This is a genomic window from Virgibacillus sp. 7505, from assembly GCF_002272135.1.
Lineage (GTDB): Bacteria > Bacillota > Bacilli > Bacillales > Amphibacillaceae > Terribacillus.
In genome coordinates, this window is sequence record NZ_NPBF01000026.1 from 1 (window position 1) to 16,769 (window position 16,769).

Below are 16,769 nucleotides of genomic sequence, written 5' to 3' on the forward strand. Positions count from 1 at the left end.
TATACTTTTAACGTGCCGGTGTGGCGGAATTGGCAGACGCGCACGACTCAAAATCGTGTTCCGTAAGGAGTGCCGGTTCGACCCCGGCCACCGGTATCACACAGATTATCGCATTGCCAAGCGATGATAAAGGACTTCAGAATTTCTGAAGTCTTTTTTTGTGGGAAAAAAGACTTTAGTAAGGTTAAACGAAGGGGGAAACAAAAATGAAAAAATCGGCTTATATTCTTTTCTTATTATTACTTACCTTTCTTGCAGCGTGCTCATCAAATGATGATACTGTGAGCAGCTCAGAGAAGGAAACAGCAAAAGCCTCAGCGAGTGAAGCAAGTGATGAAGAAGGTGGCGTTGAAGTAGATAAAAACCTGCTTAGTGTTGAAGTATCCTTGCCGGCTTCGTTTTTTGAAGGGCAAAGCGCAGAAGATGTTATAGCAGATGCAAAAGATAAGGGAATAGAAGTTACAGCAAATGACGATGGGTCTTATACATATAAGATGTCTAAATCAGAACATAAAAAATTGATGGACGAAATGAGTGCTGAACTTGAAAAATCCACTGCTGAGATGGTATCAAGCGGTGACTATCCATCAATTAAAGATATCAGCTATAACAAAGATTTCTCAGAATTTACTATGGTAGTGGATAAAGAAGCTTATGAGAATAGCATGGATGGATTTGCTAGTTTCGGGTTAGGAATGTCCGGAATGATGTACCAGCTATTTAACGGAGCTGATCCTGATGAATATTCTATAACTATCTCTATAGAAGATGAAGCAAGCGGCGAAGTTATTGGTGAAGTTGTGTATCCAGATGCAATGGAAGATGTGGAATGAATAATAGACTACCTACAGCACTATGACTTTTTGTCATAGTGCTCTTTCTTTATATTATAGATGATAGGAAATAGTCAGTACCAATTAGTATTACGATAAAGTAATTTGCGTTGAAAAGAGTAAGTACAAATAAAGAGATCCCAGTTTTTTTTAGAGCTGAGATCTCTATGTTTAGGATTAGCCATCCAATCCCATCGACTGCTTATAACCCTGCAAATAAGTCATTTCCGCTGGGCTTCCTTTTTCAAAGCTGCTCATAGCGCGGTGCCAGAGCGGGTAAATTGGTACTGGACGGGCTGCTGATTCAATAAGGTCATGCTCTTCTTGTGTTAGTTTTATTTCGAATGAAGCAATGTTTTCCTTCAATTGTTCTTCATTGCGAGCTGCAATAACAATCGGCTCTACGTTTGGACGGTCTCTGACCCATGCGTAAGCGATTTGCGGCACAGAAGCATTATGATTTGCTGCTACTTCTTCCAGTGCATCAATCACCTTATAGAGTCGTTCCTGATCCTGCACATAAGGCTCTGACCAACCGCCGCCTTGGCGGGTGTTTTCGGGTGCAGTTTTATTCCGTCCGATTTTACCGTTTAGCAGTCCTTCACCGAGCGGACTCCAAATCATATTGCCAATGCCGAGTTCCGTTCCTGCTGGAAGCAGCTCATATTCTGATTCACGAGCTTCTGGTGTGTAATAGATTTGCTGCGTGATCGGCGGGATATATCCAGGCTGCTGAGCAACAGTGAAAGTTCTCGCAAGTGCCCAGCCGCTGTAGTTAGAAACACCCCAGTAACGGATTTTTCCTTTTCTAATGAGGTTCGTCATCGTTTCAATCGTTTCCTCGACTGGTGTCTGTCCGTCCCATAGATGGACAAAATATAAATCAAGGTAATCCGTACCAAGTCTTTGCAGCGATTGATCGATGCTTGCTTCAATATTAATGCGCGAAGCCCCTCCATTGTTTGGACCATCTCCTAGTTGGAAGCCCGTCTTCGAATTAATTAGAACTTCGTCCCGGCGTCCCTTGATAGCAGCACCTAGTACGCGTTCTGAATCTCCCTCGGAATAAAGGTTCGCGGTATCAAACATATTGATCCCAGCCTCTAATGACATATCCACCATTCTGCGTGCTTCATCTTCTTTTACATTACCGGCAGCTTCAAAGCCATTCGTACCGCTGAATGGGATCGTTCCGAGTATATACTTTGGAACTCGAAGACCGGAGTTTCCTAAGTTAATATATTCCATGGTCGCCTCCTAATTAAAAGTTGTTTAATATCATGCATCTTAGCTACAATACCCGACCTCCAATTTAGTAAAACTATCCAATGACTAGTGTATATAACTCTCCATTATGCTGAGAAATTGGGCATGCTGTCCTTTCATAATAGGGAAAGAGAAATCCAGAAAAAAGTGTTGTTAGGACAATAATACGGAAAGACTCAAATTGTAAAAGGATATCCAAAAATAATGAAAAGAAAAATTTAAATTGACTGAAAACTTGAAATATATTATCATTCATACATGTCTTTATTTGAATATTAACTATTCAATTGTTTTAAAAATACAGCAAGAAGATAGGAGACCCCTCATGTCACAAATGCTAGCGTTAGTAATACTTACCCTTATTTTATTTATTGGTGATTTAGTCGCGGTTCGGACGAAGGCTTGGGTGCCATCTATATTCATTTGTGCAATTTTATTTCTTGTAGGTTATTGGACTTTCTTCCCTGCAGATATCGTGGCAGTGGCTGGTGTTCCTCCAGTTGTGGCGACGATGATGATGTACCTTTTGATTACCAATATGGGGACATTGCTGTCAGTTAAAGAATTGAAAGCGCAGTGGAAAACGATTGTGATTGCACTGTCTGGTATTTTGGGAATCGTTGTTTTGCTGCTATCGGTTGGAACACTTATTTATGGCTTTGAAACAATGGTCGTTGCAATTCCGCCTTTAGTCGGCGGAGTAGTTTCTGCCCTGATCATGTCTGATGCAGCTAGTGCGGCAGGTCTTTCATCATTAGCGGTGTTTGCTATCGTCATTTACGTGATGCAAGGGTTTGCCGGCTATCCGATTACATCTTTTGTATTGAAGAAAGAAGGGAAAAGACTGTTGAAGCTTTACCGGAATGGAGAGCTTCAGGTGGACGTGACTGATAAAGCAAAAGAAGAAATAGCTGCTACTGTGGAAGCAGCACCATCCAAATGGAGATTGCCTGAAAAATACAACACGGATTTCCTTAAGTTCTTTAAGCTGGCACTAGTTTCTTATGCAGCCTATCTTGTATCAACTCTGGTGGCACCATTATTCGCAGTCAGTCCATTCGTCCTTTGTTTGTTGTTCGGAGTTATTGCCTCTAGTGCCGGTTTCCTTGAGAAACAGGCATTGCAAAAGGCAAATGGATTTGGAATTGCAATCTTAGTGCTGATGCTCTTCATCTTCGACGGATTGAACCAGGCTACACCAAGCATGATGCTTCAGATCTTGTATCCGCTGGTTGGAACTATCGTTATCGGAGTTATTGGCATGTACATCTTCTCCTTTATTGCAGGTAAAATTTTAGGAGTAAGCAAGAATATGGCATTTGCGGTTTCCTTGACGGCTCTTTACGGTTTCCCAGCTGATTACATTATCACAAACGAAGTTATCAAGTCCTTGACCGAAGATGAAAAAGAAAGAGAAGTATTAACAAGCCGGATGCTGCCGCCAATGCTTGTCGGGGGCTTTATCACAGTAACCATCGTGTCAGTCATACTAGCAGGAATCTTTGTTGGTTTCTTGTAATAGGGAGAGAATAGCTTGAGTAAAACAAAAGAACGTATCGAACAGCATATAGAAGCATTAGAAAAGTTTACAGCAACACCTGGAAATGGTACGACTCGGCTCACATACAGCCAAGAGGATGTAAAGGCCCGCAGCTATATTAAAAAACAAATGAAAGCATCAGGATTGAATGTAACGGAAGATGGATTTGGCAATATTTTCGGAAAGCTGGAGGGCACTCTGGAGGATGCACCTAGTGTAATGATCGGTTCCCATTTCGACTCCGTACCAAATGGAGGAGCGTATGACGGACCAGCTGGAGTGGTGGCAGCACTCGAGGTTGCGAATCTTTTCCAAGAATATGATTTGAAACCGAAGTATCCGCTTGAAATTGTAGCATTAGTGGAAGAAGAAGGCTCCCGTTTTGGCGGAGGGCTGATGGGTTCACGAGGAATTACTGGACTGCTAAGTGAAGACGATTTTACTAGCCTAAAAGATAGGGATGGAGTTTCTACAGTAGAAGCGATGCAAAAAATAGGGCTGGACCCTTCGCTACCAAAGGGAAGAGACTCCAAAACGATGAAAGCTTTCCTTGAGCTCCACATTGAGCAAGGGCCGATCTTAGAGGAAAAGAATATTCCTATCGGTGTTGTTGATGCAATCGTTGGGTTGACTCAATATGAAGTGACGGTCAAAGGGCAGGCAGGCCATGCAGGGACCACTCCAATGGACCGTCGTGCGGATGCTTTGATAGCAGCAGCCAAAATCATCAGTCAATTGCCAGAGCTTGCTGTGGAAGAAGGGAACGGCACGGTTCTCACTATAGGGCGGCTGAATGTGTTTCCAAATGGTGCTAATGTGATTCCTGACAAAGTTGTATTCACAGTCGATTTAAGGTCAGGGAAAGAAGAACATGTACGGAATGTGATTGAGAGGATGAAGGAATGCTTAAACACGCATCAAATGGATGGGATTGAGATATTGGCTGAAGAGCAGTTGTACATCCAGCCTAAAGCATTAAATGAAAACATCCGTACACTTCTAGAAAATAAGAGCAGAGAAAGTAATGTATCATATTGCTCCATCAATAGCGGCGCGGGACATGATGCAATGATCTTTTCTGACTTTACAGATGTTGGCATGCTATTCATACCGAGTCGGGCGGGACTAAGTCACTGTCCTGAAGAATGGTCTGATTCAGAACACATTGCAAAGGCCACCGAAATCTTCTACGAAGCTGCGAAGGAGTTAACGGAGGCTGAATAAACTTCTATTTATGAGCTAGACGCCACGAAGCGTCTAGCTTTTTATTTTATAAACATAAAACTTAGAAATTATATATATTATTCACAATATTTTAATGATAAATTAATAGTATACTTCTACAATTATGTAGAAGAGTCGACAATCTTGCATGGTGGATAAGTGTGTATATTGTCGGCGATTCATTAAAAATTTGGGGGTATCTATTTATGAAAGGTAAGAAGCGTTTCCGTTTTCCACTGCGTACTGCCGCAATTATTGCTATTCTATCATCAATAGTTCTACCGACTAGTACATACGCAGCTGATGAAAATGGAGAAGATTTTTCTTTGACGATCATGCATATGAATGATACGCACGCGCGTGTAGAGCCGCTGGCGAATATGGTGACAGCGGTAAAAGAAGTTCGGGAAAATAAGCCAGGGGCTTTGTTATTTAATGCCGGAGATGTTTTTTCTGGGACACTTTATTTCAACCAATTCCAAGGGCAAGCGGATTTGGCGCTTTTAAATATGATGGATATCGATGCAATGACATTCGGTAATCATGAGTTCGATCTTGGTTCCAGTGAGAACGGTCATGCTTCTTTGAATAAATTTATTGAAGGTGCGAACTTCCCATTTGTGTCTGCGAACGTAGACTTATCTGCTGATCCTTTTGCCGGTGGCCGAGTGAGCAGCACATTTACAGAAGATGCGCAGGATAGCACTGTATACGATGGAATGGTGAAAGAAATAAACGGAGAGAAGATTGGTATCTTCGGACTCACTACGGAAGAGACTTTGATGACATCCAGCCCAGGTGCTGCAAAAATCACGAATTACGCAGCCGAAGCAGAGCGGGCTGTTGCAGCGTTTGAAGACATGGGAGTCAATAAAATCGTTGCTATCTCCCACCTTGGCTATGACAGCAACCCTTCAGTCGGTAATGATTTGATGCTGGCAGAGCAGGTTGACGGGATTGATGTCATTGTTGGCGGTCATTCTCATACACAGTTAAACGAGCCGACTGTCGTTACGACGGATGAAAATGGTGCTGCAAAAGATCCGACAGTTATTGTACAAGCATATCAGTATGCGCAATATCTAGGAGAGCTTGATGTAAACTTCAACGAGCAAGGGGTTGTAACCGGCTCCTCTGGCCATTTAATCGATGTAACACAGAAACAAGCTGATCCAGAAGCACTTAACACACTTAGTGCTTATAAATCGGAAGTTGATCAGTTATCTAATCAAGAGACAGGTGCAGTAGCACAAAAACCTCTTACCAATCCAAGACTTACTGACAGTGATGTCAGTGTGCGTGCAAACGAAACGGAACTAGGTAACTTAATTACAGATGCAATGCTCACTAAAGCACAGGAAAAAATGCCGGAAGTATCCATTGCTATGCAAAATGGCGGCGGAATCCGGGCAGCAATCGATCAAGGGCCGATTACAGTCGGTGAAGTTATTACAGTTTTACCATTCGGAAATGACCCAGCAGTTGTGCAATTGACTGGAGATGAAATCAAGCAGATTCTGGAGTACAGTGTTCGCCTGGCACCGGAAGAAAGCGGCGGTTTCCTGCAGGTTTCCGGTATGAAATTTGCTTATGACAGCACGAAGGAAGCAGGTTCCCGTGTTGTAAGCATGCAAGTGAAAAATGGTGAAGAATATGTGGATATCAATCCTGACCAAACCTATTTAGTAACAACCAATAACTTCACTGCCAAAGGCGGGGACGGTTATGAGGTATTCGCCCAAGCGTATGCAGAGGGACGTGTACAGGATCTTGGTGAAATCGATTGGGAACAATTCCGTGACTACATGGTGGAAGATTTGAATGGTGTGGTTGATCCTGTCATCGAAGGTCGTATTACTGATTTATTAGGAGCTGATCCAGCACCGACAGAACCGCCGGCCGAAGATCCGAATGATGAAACACCAGAGGATCCAGGAACTCCAGTAACGCCTGATCCAAATGATGACGGTAATGATCAAGATGAGAATCCAGGGGACAAACCACAGGAAGATCCTAAAGATGATACTAAACCTTCAGACGAAGATAAAGATAATCCAGACGATAAAGACAGCACACCCCCGCCGGGCAGTCAAAATAATGGCGGTGACGGCAGCAACTCAGGTGGCAGTATTGTAAAAGTTTCTGATGACAAAACTAGCCCGATCAGCAGTGGAAGTAAGCTTCCAAAAACGGCTACGAATATGTATACGTACATGCTGGCGGGAGCAGTGTTGCTTGCGGCAGGTGCAGTTCTCTTTATCTTTAAGAGAAAGAAAGCGAAAGCTTAATTAATACAAACAAGGATGCTGCAACGCGCAGCATCCTTGTTTGTATTAATAAGGACCCTATTCATGATTGCTGTGACTGTTGCTGAGCGTCAGCCTAGGTTTACAACCATTGAGGGTATCTTGTTTGGAACTATAGGATCAAAGTCTATTCTCACTAAACAACACGCATCTAAAATAACACAGAAATTCATCCTTTTAATAAAGTACACTTATTTAGAAAGGTAACCATTTATGTGCAGCATAATATTGACGTCTATTACAAGTGTATTGTCACTGAATGCTAATTACTTAACTAGATAATATATTTAAAATAAAAATTGCTATCCCCTTAACTAATCATGCTGATTCACTATCTGCAATAATGGGTTGATAGATAGAGAGGTACATATATGACTTTACATAGTTATATTAGGATTCCGGATGGACTCTGGGCAGGATTTACACAGCTTGGGATTTCGGCTCAAGAGGTAGTTAGAAAAGCAAAAATGCCACTCACTGTGATCACAGATTCAGAGGTGACTACGGAACAATATATCGCTATATGGAGAGCTTTTTCCGACATTATGGGGGACAAAGAAGATGGAATGCTTATGCTTCCCCAAGTCATTGAAACTACTCAATATCCACCACCTGTCCTGGCAGCTTATCATGCTCGTGACTACAGAGATGCTCTTAACAGGATGGCCCGTTACAAAAAAATGTGCCCTCCGGAAAATATTCGAATTGTAGAAGAAGGAAGGCAATGCACGATTGAAATTAATTGGCAGAACACCGATCAACCTATTCCGCTAGTACTGATTGGAACATTACTTGTATTTCTGCTGGAACTAGGACGTCGCGGCACTGGGTTACCTATAAAAGCAACTTCAGTAGAATTTACACACTCAATGAATCACGTACAAGTGCTTGAGAATTACTTTGGTTGTCCTATTCAAGTGGGGGCAGAACGCAACCGATTAATACTGGATAGAAGAGAACTTGATCATCCATTTGTTTCTTACAATGATGAATTACTGAAGATTTTAACCCCGGTATTGGACGAAACATTAAAAAAGCATAGACGCAGTAACTCTTTGAAGGAAATAGTTAAATGGATTTTAGAACGCAGCTTAACGAAGGAAAAACTAGACTTACAAGATGTAGCAGGTGAGTTGGGTATGAGCGAACGAACCTTACAACGGCGGCTGACTGGTGAACAAACCAGCTTTAAAGAATTAGTAAGAGATGTGCGCCACAAGCAGGCAAGAGAATATTTAGCAGATCCATCTTTAGATCTTAAAGAGGTAGCTTTTCTTTTAGGTTATAAAGATCAAAGCTCATTCTATCGGGCATTCCGTTTCTGGGAAGGAAATACACCCTTGAAATGGCGAGCTGAACATAAAATGAAACAGCTTAAAATGATATCAAAGGAGAAATAAAAATGGAAATGGGATTAAACAATAAAACTGCATTAGTTACTGGTTCTACAAAAGGAATAGGGAAGGCAATTGCATTAGAACTGGCTAAGGAAGGAGTGAACGTCCTTGTAAATGGTCGGAATAACGAAGAAGCAGAACAAATAGTCAAGGAAATCAAATCAGCTTATCCCACAACTTCTCCGCAAAATGCTGCAGCCGACATCGTTGATATGCAACAAAGAGAAGCATTATTAGAAAAGTTTCCTTATGTAGATATTTTAATTAACAGCATGGGTATCTATGAAATTATGCAATACGAAGATATAACCGATGAAATATGGGAGAAATACTTCCGTACCAACGTATTAGCTGCAAACAGCTTGTCCAAATATTATTTGCCAAAGATGTTGGAAAAGAATGATGGCCGCATTATCTTCATAGCAAGTGAGGAAGCCATAATGCCTTCGGGGCTGATGCCTCAATATGGTATGACAAAATCTATGCTTTTATCATTAGCTAAAAGCATATCAATGCTGACAAAAGGATCCGAAGTTACAATTAATACAATTATGCCTGGGCCTACTCTTTCTGAAAATGTGCAGCAAATTATCGAGGGAATATACGCTAATGAAGAGATGACGTTTGCAGAAAAAGAAAAACATTTTATGATCCATAATCAACCCCAATCTGCCATACAGCGATTTATCAGACCAACCGAGGTAGGAAGACTAGCTGCTTTCTTGTGCAGTCCATATGCTTCTGCTTTTAAGGGATCACCAATCCGTATGGATGGAGGAATGATTCCGACTATTTATTGACAGGAAAGAGCAACTATATGAACGCTCATAGCAAAACAAAAAGCAGAGTTCCGATGAACTCTGCTTATTCTTCATTTACTTTATTGACCAAAGCTTCCTCCGCCATCTTAAACCCTTCAATAACAGTGTCTTCCTCAACCTCAATCATAATACAGCGTTTGTTATTGAAAACAACTTGCCGTACATAACGCAGATCTTCTGGGCTTATTGCGATATTGGCAACCTTCGTTTTGATTTTAATGGATTTGGAATTGTACTTCGGCAATACACTGGTTGCCTTCATTTCATATTTCTCATCGTCAATAACCTTTTGATAAGCAGTTTCGACTTTTTCCGGGGTCACGTCTTCTACGCCGCTCATAGTCAGGACGCGCTGGATATCCTGTTTATCAAGCTTCGGTGCTTCATCTTCTTCATTTTCTTCTACTACACGATTAATTTCCTCATATACACTAGCAAGGGCAGAGGTATTAAGCTGATCGCCAGTTATATCTTTGACTATCTCTTCAAAGACACTTTTATCATCTCTTGCGGTCATGATTTCTTCAGCATTTAAAACATCCTCGATAAATGCCGTGTCTGGCTCGAATGCTTTTGCTGTAGAGTAGAGCACATGATTCACATCAGCGGCGCTGTCGTTGAAGCATGGGAACAAGAATCCTGATAGCGGTGCTTGCAGATTGATAACAGGATTTACTGTGACATTGTATTTGAATTCTCTTTCCACATAATCAAATTCCAATTCTTTTTTCGGTTCCTGTGTCTTGTTAATACTGCACAGCAGGAAGGAGTGGGAGTACATTGTATCATTGGCGCTTTCCTCTGGATCATCACCCTGGCGTTTCTGGGCTTTCAGGTATTCTGCCTTGATGAATGAGATGACCACATCATGCTCATACTGTCTGTCTTCTAGCATCTTAGCAACAAGCTTCAGCATGTCGTTCGTCCATTCTTCTACATCATTTGTTAGTAAGCCGCGGTGCAGGATGAATTGGCTGCTGTCCTCCACATCCCGTTTGAATTTCAGTTCAAATAGTTTCTCATCAGGCTGACCTGCTAGTACTTTTTTGAAATTGCCCAAGAACAGCTCCTGTTGATCTTCATCCAGCATGCCAAACGGCATACTTTCGTGATGATAGATGTCACTGGATTCTTTCATGATATATACATTGAAAATATCAGAGATTTTAAGTTTATCATTGCCTTTTTTAAATTGCCTGCGAATCGTTGCGATGTCCTTTTTATTCATATCGTTTCCCGTTCCTTATTGATAGAGTGAAAAGCATGTTCACTTATTTTAACATAGAGATAGATTGCGAAACGGGACTTTTAATGTAGGTTTTTGAAATAAATAAGATTAGAAGTTCAAGTAATGAGTATAAGGAGTTTCAAATGAAGCCAAATTCTAAGAGATGATTTGCTTCTAAACAAACGAGGAAAATCTAGTTTTATTTTTGTGAAAGAAATAGAGAGCTAAAAAATAGTATAGAATAATCTGCTATCATGGAAGCTTATTAAGTTAAAACAGCCCATATTAAATGGGCTGTGTCACATCTTCCAGTGCTGCTTCTTTCTCACGTACAAGTGGAATGACTTCACGGCCGAAGCGCTCTAGATCTTCTTCGTAATGGAAGTGACCAGTTAGAACAAGATCGACACCAATTTGCTTCAGACGAATGATTTGCTCAGCCACTTGTTCTGCCGTACCTAACAGACCGGTTTTGAAACCGTCATTATATTGAACAAGATCCTCATAGGAAGAGTCTGCCCACATGCCTTGCTTGCTTTGGGTTGCTTGACCAGCGTCCTTGACGGACGCACGAAAGCCTTCGACTGCTTCCGTATCGGCATGGCTGACAATATCACGCAGCAGTGATACTGCTTCTTCTTCTGTGTCACGGACGATGGCGAAGCCGTTTACAGCGAACTTTACATCACGGCCTTGTTTGGCTGCACGGGCTTTCACGTCTTGGATTTGCTGCTGTAAGCCTTCGAGTGTATTGCCGTTCATGAAATAATAATTGGAAACACGAGCAGCCATGTCACGAGCTACATCGGAATTGCCGCCTTGGAATATAGGAATCTGCTTTTCTGGTTTTGGTTTTAAAGGGGCGTCTGATAGCCTGTAAAAGTCTCCTCGATAGGTAGCTTGTTCTTCCTCCCACAACGCCCGGAGCACACGGATGAACTCTTCGGAACGACGGTAGCGTTCATCATGATCGAGCCAATGCTCACCGTAGCTGATGAATTCTTGTTTGAACCAGCCGCTGACGACATTGACAGCGGCGCGACCTCCGCTAATATGGTCCAGTGTAGCGAGCATTTTGGCGTAGACGCCTGGATGCCAAAGACCTGGGTGGACTGCCGATATTAAGTTTAATTTTTCGGTGACGCTTGCTAGGGCAGAGGCGAGGGTTATTGCTTCAAGCTGTTTATCAGCGCCGTAGCTTGCGATAAAACGTGTTTGCAGAAGGGCATATTCAAAGCCGTTCTGCTCAGCGATTTGCGCGTAGCGTTTATTCGCTGCAAAACTCCAGTCCGTTTTCTGCGGCAGCTTGGATATGACTAGCCCGCCGCTCACATTCGGTACCCAATAAGCAAATTTCACTTTTGTCATGCTTTACCCTCCAGCAGCTCACTTATCAAGAGTGTACGAAAACAGCCCTTCTCCATAAAAGAGAAGGGCTGCGGGTATGTAACTACCATCCGTTCACGCTTCTCATCTTCAGGATGTAATATCCTTCTGAAATTGGCACCGTGCTAGTAACAGTCGGTTGCCGAGGCTTCACTGGGTCAGTCCCTCCGCCTCTCTTGATAAGAAAACTATTTTTTTAGTGATTGTAAACAAATTATTCAGACTTGTCAACCTATTTTGTGCAATTGCTGGATTGTTCTGTTAAGCTGGAGGTAGAAAGACACTTTTGCTTTGTATTAGAGGAGGATAACCAATGAAAAAAATCATTAACCGACCTGAGGATGTTGTCCTGGAGATGTGTCACGGATTGGTATTGGCTCACCCGGAACTCGAATTATTGAAGAAGTATAAAGTGATCAAAAGAAAACAGCCGCAAACAGATAAAGTTACCTTGATCAGCGGCGGTGGCAGTGGGCATGAGCCGTCCCATGCAGGCTTTGTCGGAGAAGGTATGCTGGATGCAGCGGTTTGTGGCGATATGTTTGCTTCTCCTTCTCAAATACAAGTGTATCAAGCTATCAAGGAGACGGCAGGAGAGAAAGGTACACTTCTTATTATCAAGAATTACAGCGGGGATATTATGAACTTCAAGAACGCGGCCCACCTCGCTAAGGAAGATGGGCTGGAAGTGGATTATGTGAAGGTAGATGATGATATCGCAGTGGAGGATAGTCTGTATACAGTTGGAAGACGTGGTGTTGCTGGAGTGGTACTTGTACATAAAGTCGCTGGAGCAGCTGCGGCTGAAGGGCGTGACTTACAGCAGGTAAAAGCGGTAGCGGAAAAAGCTGTCTCTCGGACACGCAGTATCGGTGTGGCCTTGACATCCTGCACATTGCCAGGAGGTGAACCGACCTTCAAGCTTGCAGAGGATGAAATGGAGTATGGCGTCGGGATCCATGGGGAACCTGGTATCCGACGGGAAAAGGTTCTATCAGCTGACGAATTAGCCAAACGGATGGTCGAGGATCTGCTGAAGGAAGGACAGCCAGAGGAAGATGCAGCTTTATTGATTAACGGATTTGGCGGGACACCATTACAGGAATTGTATCTGTTCAATCAATCGGTCAATCGTGAACTGGCTGAACGGAATATAAAGGTAAACCGGATATTCGTAGGAAACTATATGACCAGCATTGATATGGCAGGTGTTTCCGTTACAATCATGTCACTGGATGATGAGCTGCGTACACTGCTTTCCAGCCAGTCTGATACACCGGCCTTCAAGATTGATGGACCTGTGGAGCAGCCAGCATTTTCTGATTTCAAAGAAATAGCAGATAATACCGATGTATCCTACCAAGTAGAAACGGATAATTCATATGCAATAGTAAAAGAGGACTCTATCACACTGGAAAACATCATCTATTTAGTGGATAAGATGAGTGAGATTATCATTGAAAATGAAGCTGCCTTCAACAAGCTGGATACACATGCTGGAGATGGGGATTTCGGTAATAGTGTGGCAAAAGGCTTCCGTCAATTGAAACGGGAATGGAAACATATTCTCGATGAAGACAACCTTACGATTGGCAGCTTCCTTGATGCCTCTTCCATGGTGATCATGGAGCATTGCGGTGGTGCTTCAGGTCCAATATGGGGTGGCGCATTCCGTGCTGCCGGAAAAGCAGCTGGTGAGAGGAAAGAGCTCACTGTAACAGAATTCGCAGATATCCTGCAGCGTGTCGTAACGGCAATCCAGGATATTGGAGAACGCTCCTTTGGCCGCGGAGCTGAGGTCGGGGATAAGACATTGATTGATGCACTCGCACCATGTGCGGATAGCTGGAAGCAGAGTGCTGCAGCTAATGAAGATGTGAAGACAGCCTTCAAAAAAGGCGCAGAGGCTGCTGTTACTGGTGCGGAGAAGACGAAGGAAATCGTTGCACGGATGGGTCGTGCTGGAACGGTAGGAGAGCGCAGTCTTGGTTATCCGGATGCTGGAGCGCATGCACTGGGGGTCATTTTTACTAAATTAGCTGCTGCATTGAAATAATCCTATGCAGCAGAGAGTGAGTTTCCTAGATTAGTTCAGGTTTTGGGTTGCTTTGGTTAGTAAGTAGTATATCTTTGTCAAAAACCTTGTAAAGGGAAGGTGACAAAAGCTATCTTTTCCCGACAAACTAGGTCTTTCTTTCCCAATCCAGATAGACAGGAATCTGACAGAAAATCATAGAATTCTACTTTAAATCTATTTAAGGAGGATTCATATGAAAAAGAAATCGATTCTTGCTGGAGCTCTGCTTATCACGTCCTTATTATCAGTCCCTTCTGTATCGTTAGCTGACGAAGTGCATGATCATGGGCATAACCATGAAACAGTCGGTTTTGACCATATTGGAGACAAGCTCCCTAAAGCAGGGGATTTCAAAGACTTGGAGTCTGCACCGTCTATTGAGCAATCAACGGATGTAGTCGAGTTTAACAGTAAAGGAAAAGAAGTGGAAAAACACCGGACAGAAAGTAATACAGGCGGATTTAGTATAGCGGATACAGGCAGCCAAAAGGTGACAGTCCTGGCTGTTGCCGATGAAGAATATCGAGCTGCTTATCCAGATTGGCAGCAAAGGATTATTTCAATTGTGGAACAAGCAGACAATGCTTTCAACCGTGATCATGATGTGGACTACGTCGTCGAGGCTGTTGGACAATGGTCGTCCAGCGGATCAAATAGCTCTGCTTTGCTGCAGGACTTACAGCGTGACTGGGATGGACGCGGGTATGATTTTGTTGCTGGTTTTACAAGAGACAGCCGATTTGATGCAGGTGGTATTGCATATGTTTATAGCGGAGCACCTTCCGGAAGTGCGATTAGTGTAAACCTTGATCAAGGAACAAGAAATACTGCATACGCAGCACAGCATGAATTTACGCATAACTATGGCATCGGTCACGATGCGCAGGGAAGCGGAATCCGCTGCATCATGAACTATGATTATTCATACACAGTAGACTACTGGGATGAAGGTCATGATCGTGTGCTGTCACAAAATAAATTCTGGTACGGATCTTAAGAAAAGCGGCGGCCGATATGGCCGCTTTTTTTATTTTCTATTTTCAGAAAATACTTTCAATCTTTTTTTATGATGGATTTTTTGTTATATATTGGTAGTGGGGCGAGGGAGGAGCGGAACTAATGATAGAATGTTTGTACGAAGCACAACTCCCAGTTAGTAATCTGCAAAAATCTATTACATTTTATCAGGGGTTAGGTATAGAGCTATCACATATTCATGAAGATAGGCTAGCTTTCTTTTGGATTAAAAAGGACCGTAGCTGGCTTGGTCTCTGGGAATCGGATAAAGCGGAGCTTGTCTATCATCCATCCATAAGACATGTCGCATTTCAAGTGAGTTTAGAAAATCTAAAAGGTGCATCCGGATGGTTAAGAGATAGAGGCTATCAGCCGAGAGAGGCTTTCGGTTTTGGGCCTCATGAACCTTTTGTGATGGCGCATGATGGAATGGCACATGCTAAGATTCATTTCAATGATCCAGATGGAAACAGTCTGGAGCTGATTACGAAGATAGGCAACCCAAACAATGTCACTTCCAGGATGTATTTGAGTGAATGGGAGAAAGAGAACGCTAATAAGCAGAGTAGGGATAGAAGTTTGTGAAGGGAGAAATCAGAGAATGGCAAATCGTTTATTTGAAGCCTTATCTATTACTCATCCAATTATTCAGGCACCTATGGCGGGAGGAATAACAACAGCAGAATTAGTGATAGCTGTATCTGAAGCGGGCGGATTAGGGATGATTGGTGCTGGTTATCTAAATGCGGAAAGTACGCGGCATCAAATACGGGAAGTGAAAGCTAGTACAGACAAGCCCTTTGGTATCAATTTGTTTGTACCGAGTCCTTACAAAGAAGAAAAGGACGCAATTGCCAGGGCGCAACAATCACTAAAGCCCTTCTTAGATAAACTAGGCTCAACTAGAATGGGAAGTGGATTCATATCTTATGAACAGACCATAGAAATCTATCATAAACAGGTGGATGTTATCATTGAAGAAAAGGTCCCCGTTTGCTCATTCACATTTGGTATGCCTTCATCTGTAGTAATCAACTCTTTAAAGCAAGCGGGCACATTCATTATTGGCACAGCAACTACTCTGTCAGAGGCGTTAGCAATCGAGGCCGCTGGAATGGATGCGGTTGTCCTTCAGGGGAGTGAGGCAGGAGGCCATCGCGGCAACTTCTTAGCTGGAGTGGAACAAAGCATGATTGGACTGATGGCTCTCATACCCCAAACTGTCGATCAAGTGAATATCCCAGTCATTGCAGCAGGAGGTATAATGGACCGTCGCGGTGTTCGTGCGGCTCGCTGTTTAGGCGCACAAGCAGCGCAGCTCGGCACCGCATTTTTAACATGTAAAGAAAGCGGTGCAAACCCCTTACATAAGCAAGCAATTCTGGAGGGGCAGCAAGAAGACAAGACAACATTAACGAAAGCTTTCTCTGGCAAGGCGGCCAGAGGCATCGAAAATGATTTCATCCGTGAAATACGGGAAGTTGAGACGGAACTGCCGGAATTTCCTATCCAGAATACATTGACAAAGCCTATTCGATCCGCTGCTGCACAAAACAATGATAGAAACATGATGTCCTTATGGTGCGGGCAAAACCCAAATTTAGCAGAGCCTATCACTGCTAAGGAACTGGTGCATAAACTAGTAGACGAGGAATGAAATACGATAACGGGATA

13 protein-coding genes, 1 tRNA gene and 1 riboswitch are annotated in these 16,769 nt (G+C 42.9%); of the genes, 11 read left to right on the top strand and 3 right to left on the bottom strand.

Annotated elements, in window-relative coordinates; translation table 11 throughout:
* Positions 1 to 14 precede the first annotated feature (14 nt).
* Both CHH91_RS11635 and CHH91_RS11640 read left to right on the top strand, forming a co-directional pair.
* Positions 15 to 96, top strand: a tRNA-Leu gene (locus CHH91_RS11635).
* Positions 97 to 206: 110 nt separating this feature from the next.
* Positions 207 to 833 (top strand): hypothetical protein, encoded by a 627-nt coding sequence (locus CHH91_RS11640; RefSeq protein ID WP_095223625.1) that lies wholly within the window; start codon positions 207 to 209, stop codon positions 831 to 833.
* A gap of 177 nt (positions 834 to 1,010) precedes the next feature.
* Here CHH91_RS11640 and CHH91_RS11645 read toward each other — a convergent pair whose 3' ends face one another.
* Positions 1,011 to 2,081, bottom strand: coding sequence for an aldo/keto reductase (locus CHH91_RS11645; protein ID WP_095223626.1), 1,071 nt, complete (start codon positions 2,079 to 2,081; stop codon positions 1,011 to 1,013).
* Positions 2,082 to 2,424: 343 nt separating this feature from the next.
* On the opposite strand from CHH91_RS11645, the gene CHH91_RS11650 reads away from it, so the two are divergent.
* The 5 genes from CHH91_RS11650 to CHH91_RS11670 all read left to right on the top strand — a co-directional run bounded on the left by CHH91_RS11650 (position 2,425) and on the right by CHH91_RS11670 (position 9,366).
* Positions 2,425 to 3,618: a hypothetical protein gene (locus CHH91_RS11650; protein WP_095223627.1), complete on the top strand. Its 1,194-nt coding sequence runs from the start codon at positions 2,425 to 2,427 to the stop codon at positions 3,616 to 3,618.
* A 15-nt stretch (positions 3,619 to 3,633) separates the two neighbouring features.
* Positions 3,634 to 4,863, top strand: a complete 1,230-nt coding sequence (locus CHH91_RS11655; RefSeq protein WP_095223628.1) for a Zn-dependent hydrolase — start codon at positions 3,634 to 3,636, stop codon at positions 4,861 to 4,863.
* A 206-nt stretch (positions 4,864 to 5,069) separates the two neighbouring features.
* Positions 5,070 to 7,151: a bifunctional metallophosphatase/5'-nucleotidase gene (locus CHH91_RS11660; RefSeq protein ID WP_095223629.1), complete on the top strand. Its 2,082-nt coding sequence runs from the start codon at positions 5,070 to 5,072 to the stop codon at positions 7,149 to 7,151.
* Positions 7,152 to 7,540: 389 nt separating this feature from the next.
* Positions 7,541 to 8,569, top strand: a complete 1,029-nt coding sequence (locus CHH91_RS11665) for an AraC family transcriptional regulator (protein WP_095223630.1) — start codon at positions 7,541 to 7,543, stop codon at positions 8,567 to 8,569.
* A gap of 2 nt (positions 8,570 to 8,571) precedes the next feature.
* A complete protein-coding gene (locus tag CHH91_RS11670) occupies positions 8,572 to 9,366 on the top strand; it encodes an SDR family NAD(P)-dependent oxidoreductase (protein ID WP_095223631.1) in 795 nt (264 codons plus the stop codon).
* Positions 9,367 to 9,430: 64 nt separating this feature from the next.
* Here the strand turns inward: CHH91_RS11670 and CHH91_RS11675 are convergent, their stop codons facing one another.
* The gene (locus CHH91_RS11675) at positions 9,431 to 10,615 is read right to left on the bottom strand and encodes a DUF4317 domain-containing protein (RefSeq protein WP_095223632.1); all 1,185 of its coding nucleotides are present in this window, start codon (positions 10,613 to 10,615) and stop codon (positions 9,431 to 9,433) included.
* A gap of 285 nt (positions 10,616 to 10,900) precedes the next feature.
* Positions 10,901 to 11,983, bottom strand: coding sequence for a dimethylsulfone monooxygenase SfnG (sfnG, locus tag CHH91_RS11680; protein WP_095223633.1), 1,083 nt, complete (start codon positions 11,981 to 11,983; stop codon positions 10,901 to 10,903).
* 99 nt (positions 11,984 to 12,082) lie between these two features.
* Positions 12,083 to 12,187, bottom strand: a riboswitch (SAM riboswitch).
* Between the two features lie 127 nt (positions 12,188 to 12,314).
* Here sfnG and dhaK point away from each other — a divergent pair.
* From dhaK to CHH91_RS11700, 4 genes are all read left to right on the top strand, one after another.
* On the top strand, positions 12,315 to 14,057 hold the full coding sequence (gene dhaK / locus CHH91_RS11685) for a dihydroxyacetone kinase subunit DhaK (protein WP_095223634.1): 1,743 nt from the start codon (positions 12,315 to 12,317) through the stop codon (positions 14,055 to 14,057).
* Between the two features lie 214 nt (positions 14,058 to 14,271).
* A complete protein-coding gene (locus tag CHH91_RS11690; RefSeq protein ID WP_095223635.1) occupies positions 14,272 to 15,075 on the top strand; it encodes a zinc-dependent metalloprotease in 804 nt (267 codons plus the stop codon).
* 122 nt (positions 15,076 to 15,197) lie between these two features.
* Entirely contained in the window at positions 15,198 to 15,680 is a 483-nt protein-coding gene (locus CHH91_RS11695; protein WP_095223636.1) for a VOC family protein, read from the top strand.
* Between the two features lie 16 nt (positions 15,681 to 15,696).
* Positions 15,697 to 16,752, top strand: a complete 1,056-nt coding sequence (locus CHH91_RS11700; RefSeq protein WP_095223637.1) for an NAD(P)H-dependent flavin oxidoreductase — start codon at positions 15,697 to 15,699, stop codon at positions 16,750 to 16,752.
* The last annotated feature ends 17 nt before the right edge of the window (positions 16,753 to 16,769 follow it).

Coding starts and splice junctions, on each gene's coding strand:
- CHH91_RS11675 (WP_095223632.1), bottom strand. CDS start 10,615: ATGAATAAAAAGGACATCGCAACGATTCGCAGGCAATTTAAAAAAGGC.
- CHH91_RS11660 (WP_095223629.1), top strand. CDS start 5,070: ATGAAAGGTAAGAAGCGTTTCCGTTTTCCACTGCGTACTGCCGCAATT.
- CHH91_RS11645 (WP_095223626.1), bottom strand. CDS start 2,081: ATGGAATATATTAACTTAGGAAACTCCGGTCTTCGAGTTCCAAAGTAT.
- CHH91_RS11695 (WP_095223636.1), top strand. CDS start 15,198: ATGATAGAATGTTTGTACGAAGCACAACTCCCAGTTAGTAATCTGCAA.
- CHH91_RS11650 (WP_095223627.1), top strand. CDS start 2,425: ATGTCACAAATGCTAGCGTTAGTAATACTTACCCTTATTTTATTTATT.
- sfnG (WP_095223633.1), bottom strand. CDS start 11,983: ATGACAAAAGTGAAATTTGCTTATTGGGTACCGAATGTGAGCGGCGGG.
- CHH91_RS11640 (WP_095223625.1), top strand. CDS start 207: ATGAAAAAATCGGCTTATATTCTTTTCTTATTATTACTTACCTTTCTT.
- CHH91_RS11690 (WP_095223635.1), top strand. CDS start 14,272: ATGAAAAAGAAATCGATTCTTGCTGGAGCTCTGCTTATCACGTCCTTA.
- dhaK (WP_095223634.1), top strand. CDS start 12,315: ATGAAAAAAATCATTAACCGACCTGAGGATGTTGTCCTGGAGATGTGT.
- CHH91_RS11700 (WP_095223637.1), top strand. CDS start 15,697: ATGGCAAATCGTTTATTTGAAGCCTTATCTATTACTCATCCAATTATT.
- CHH91_RS11665 (WP_095223630.1), top strand. CDS start 7,541: ATGACTTTACATAGTTATATTAGGATTCCGGATGGACTCTGGGCAGGA.
- CHH91_RS11670 (WP_095223631.1), top strand. CDS start 8,572: ATGGAAATGGGATTAAACAATAAAACTGCATTAGTTACTGGTTCTACA.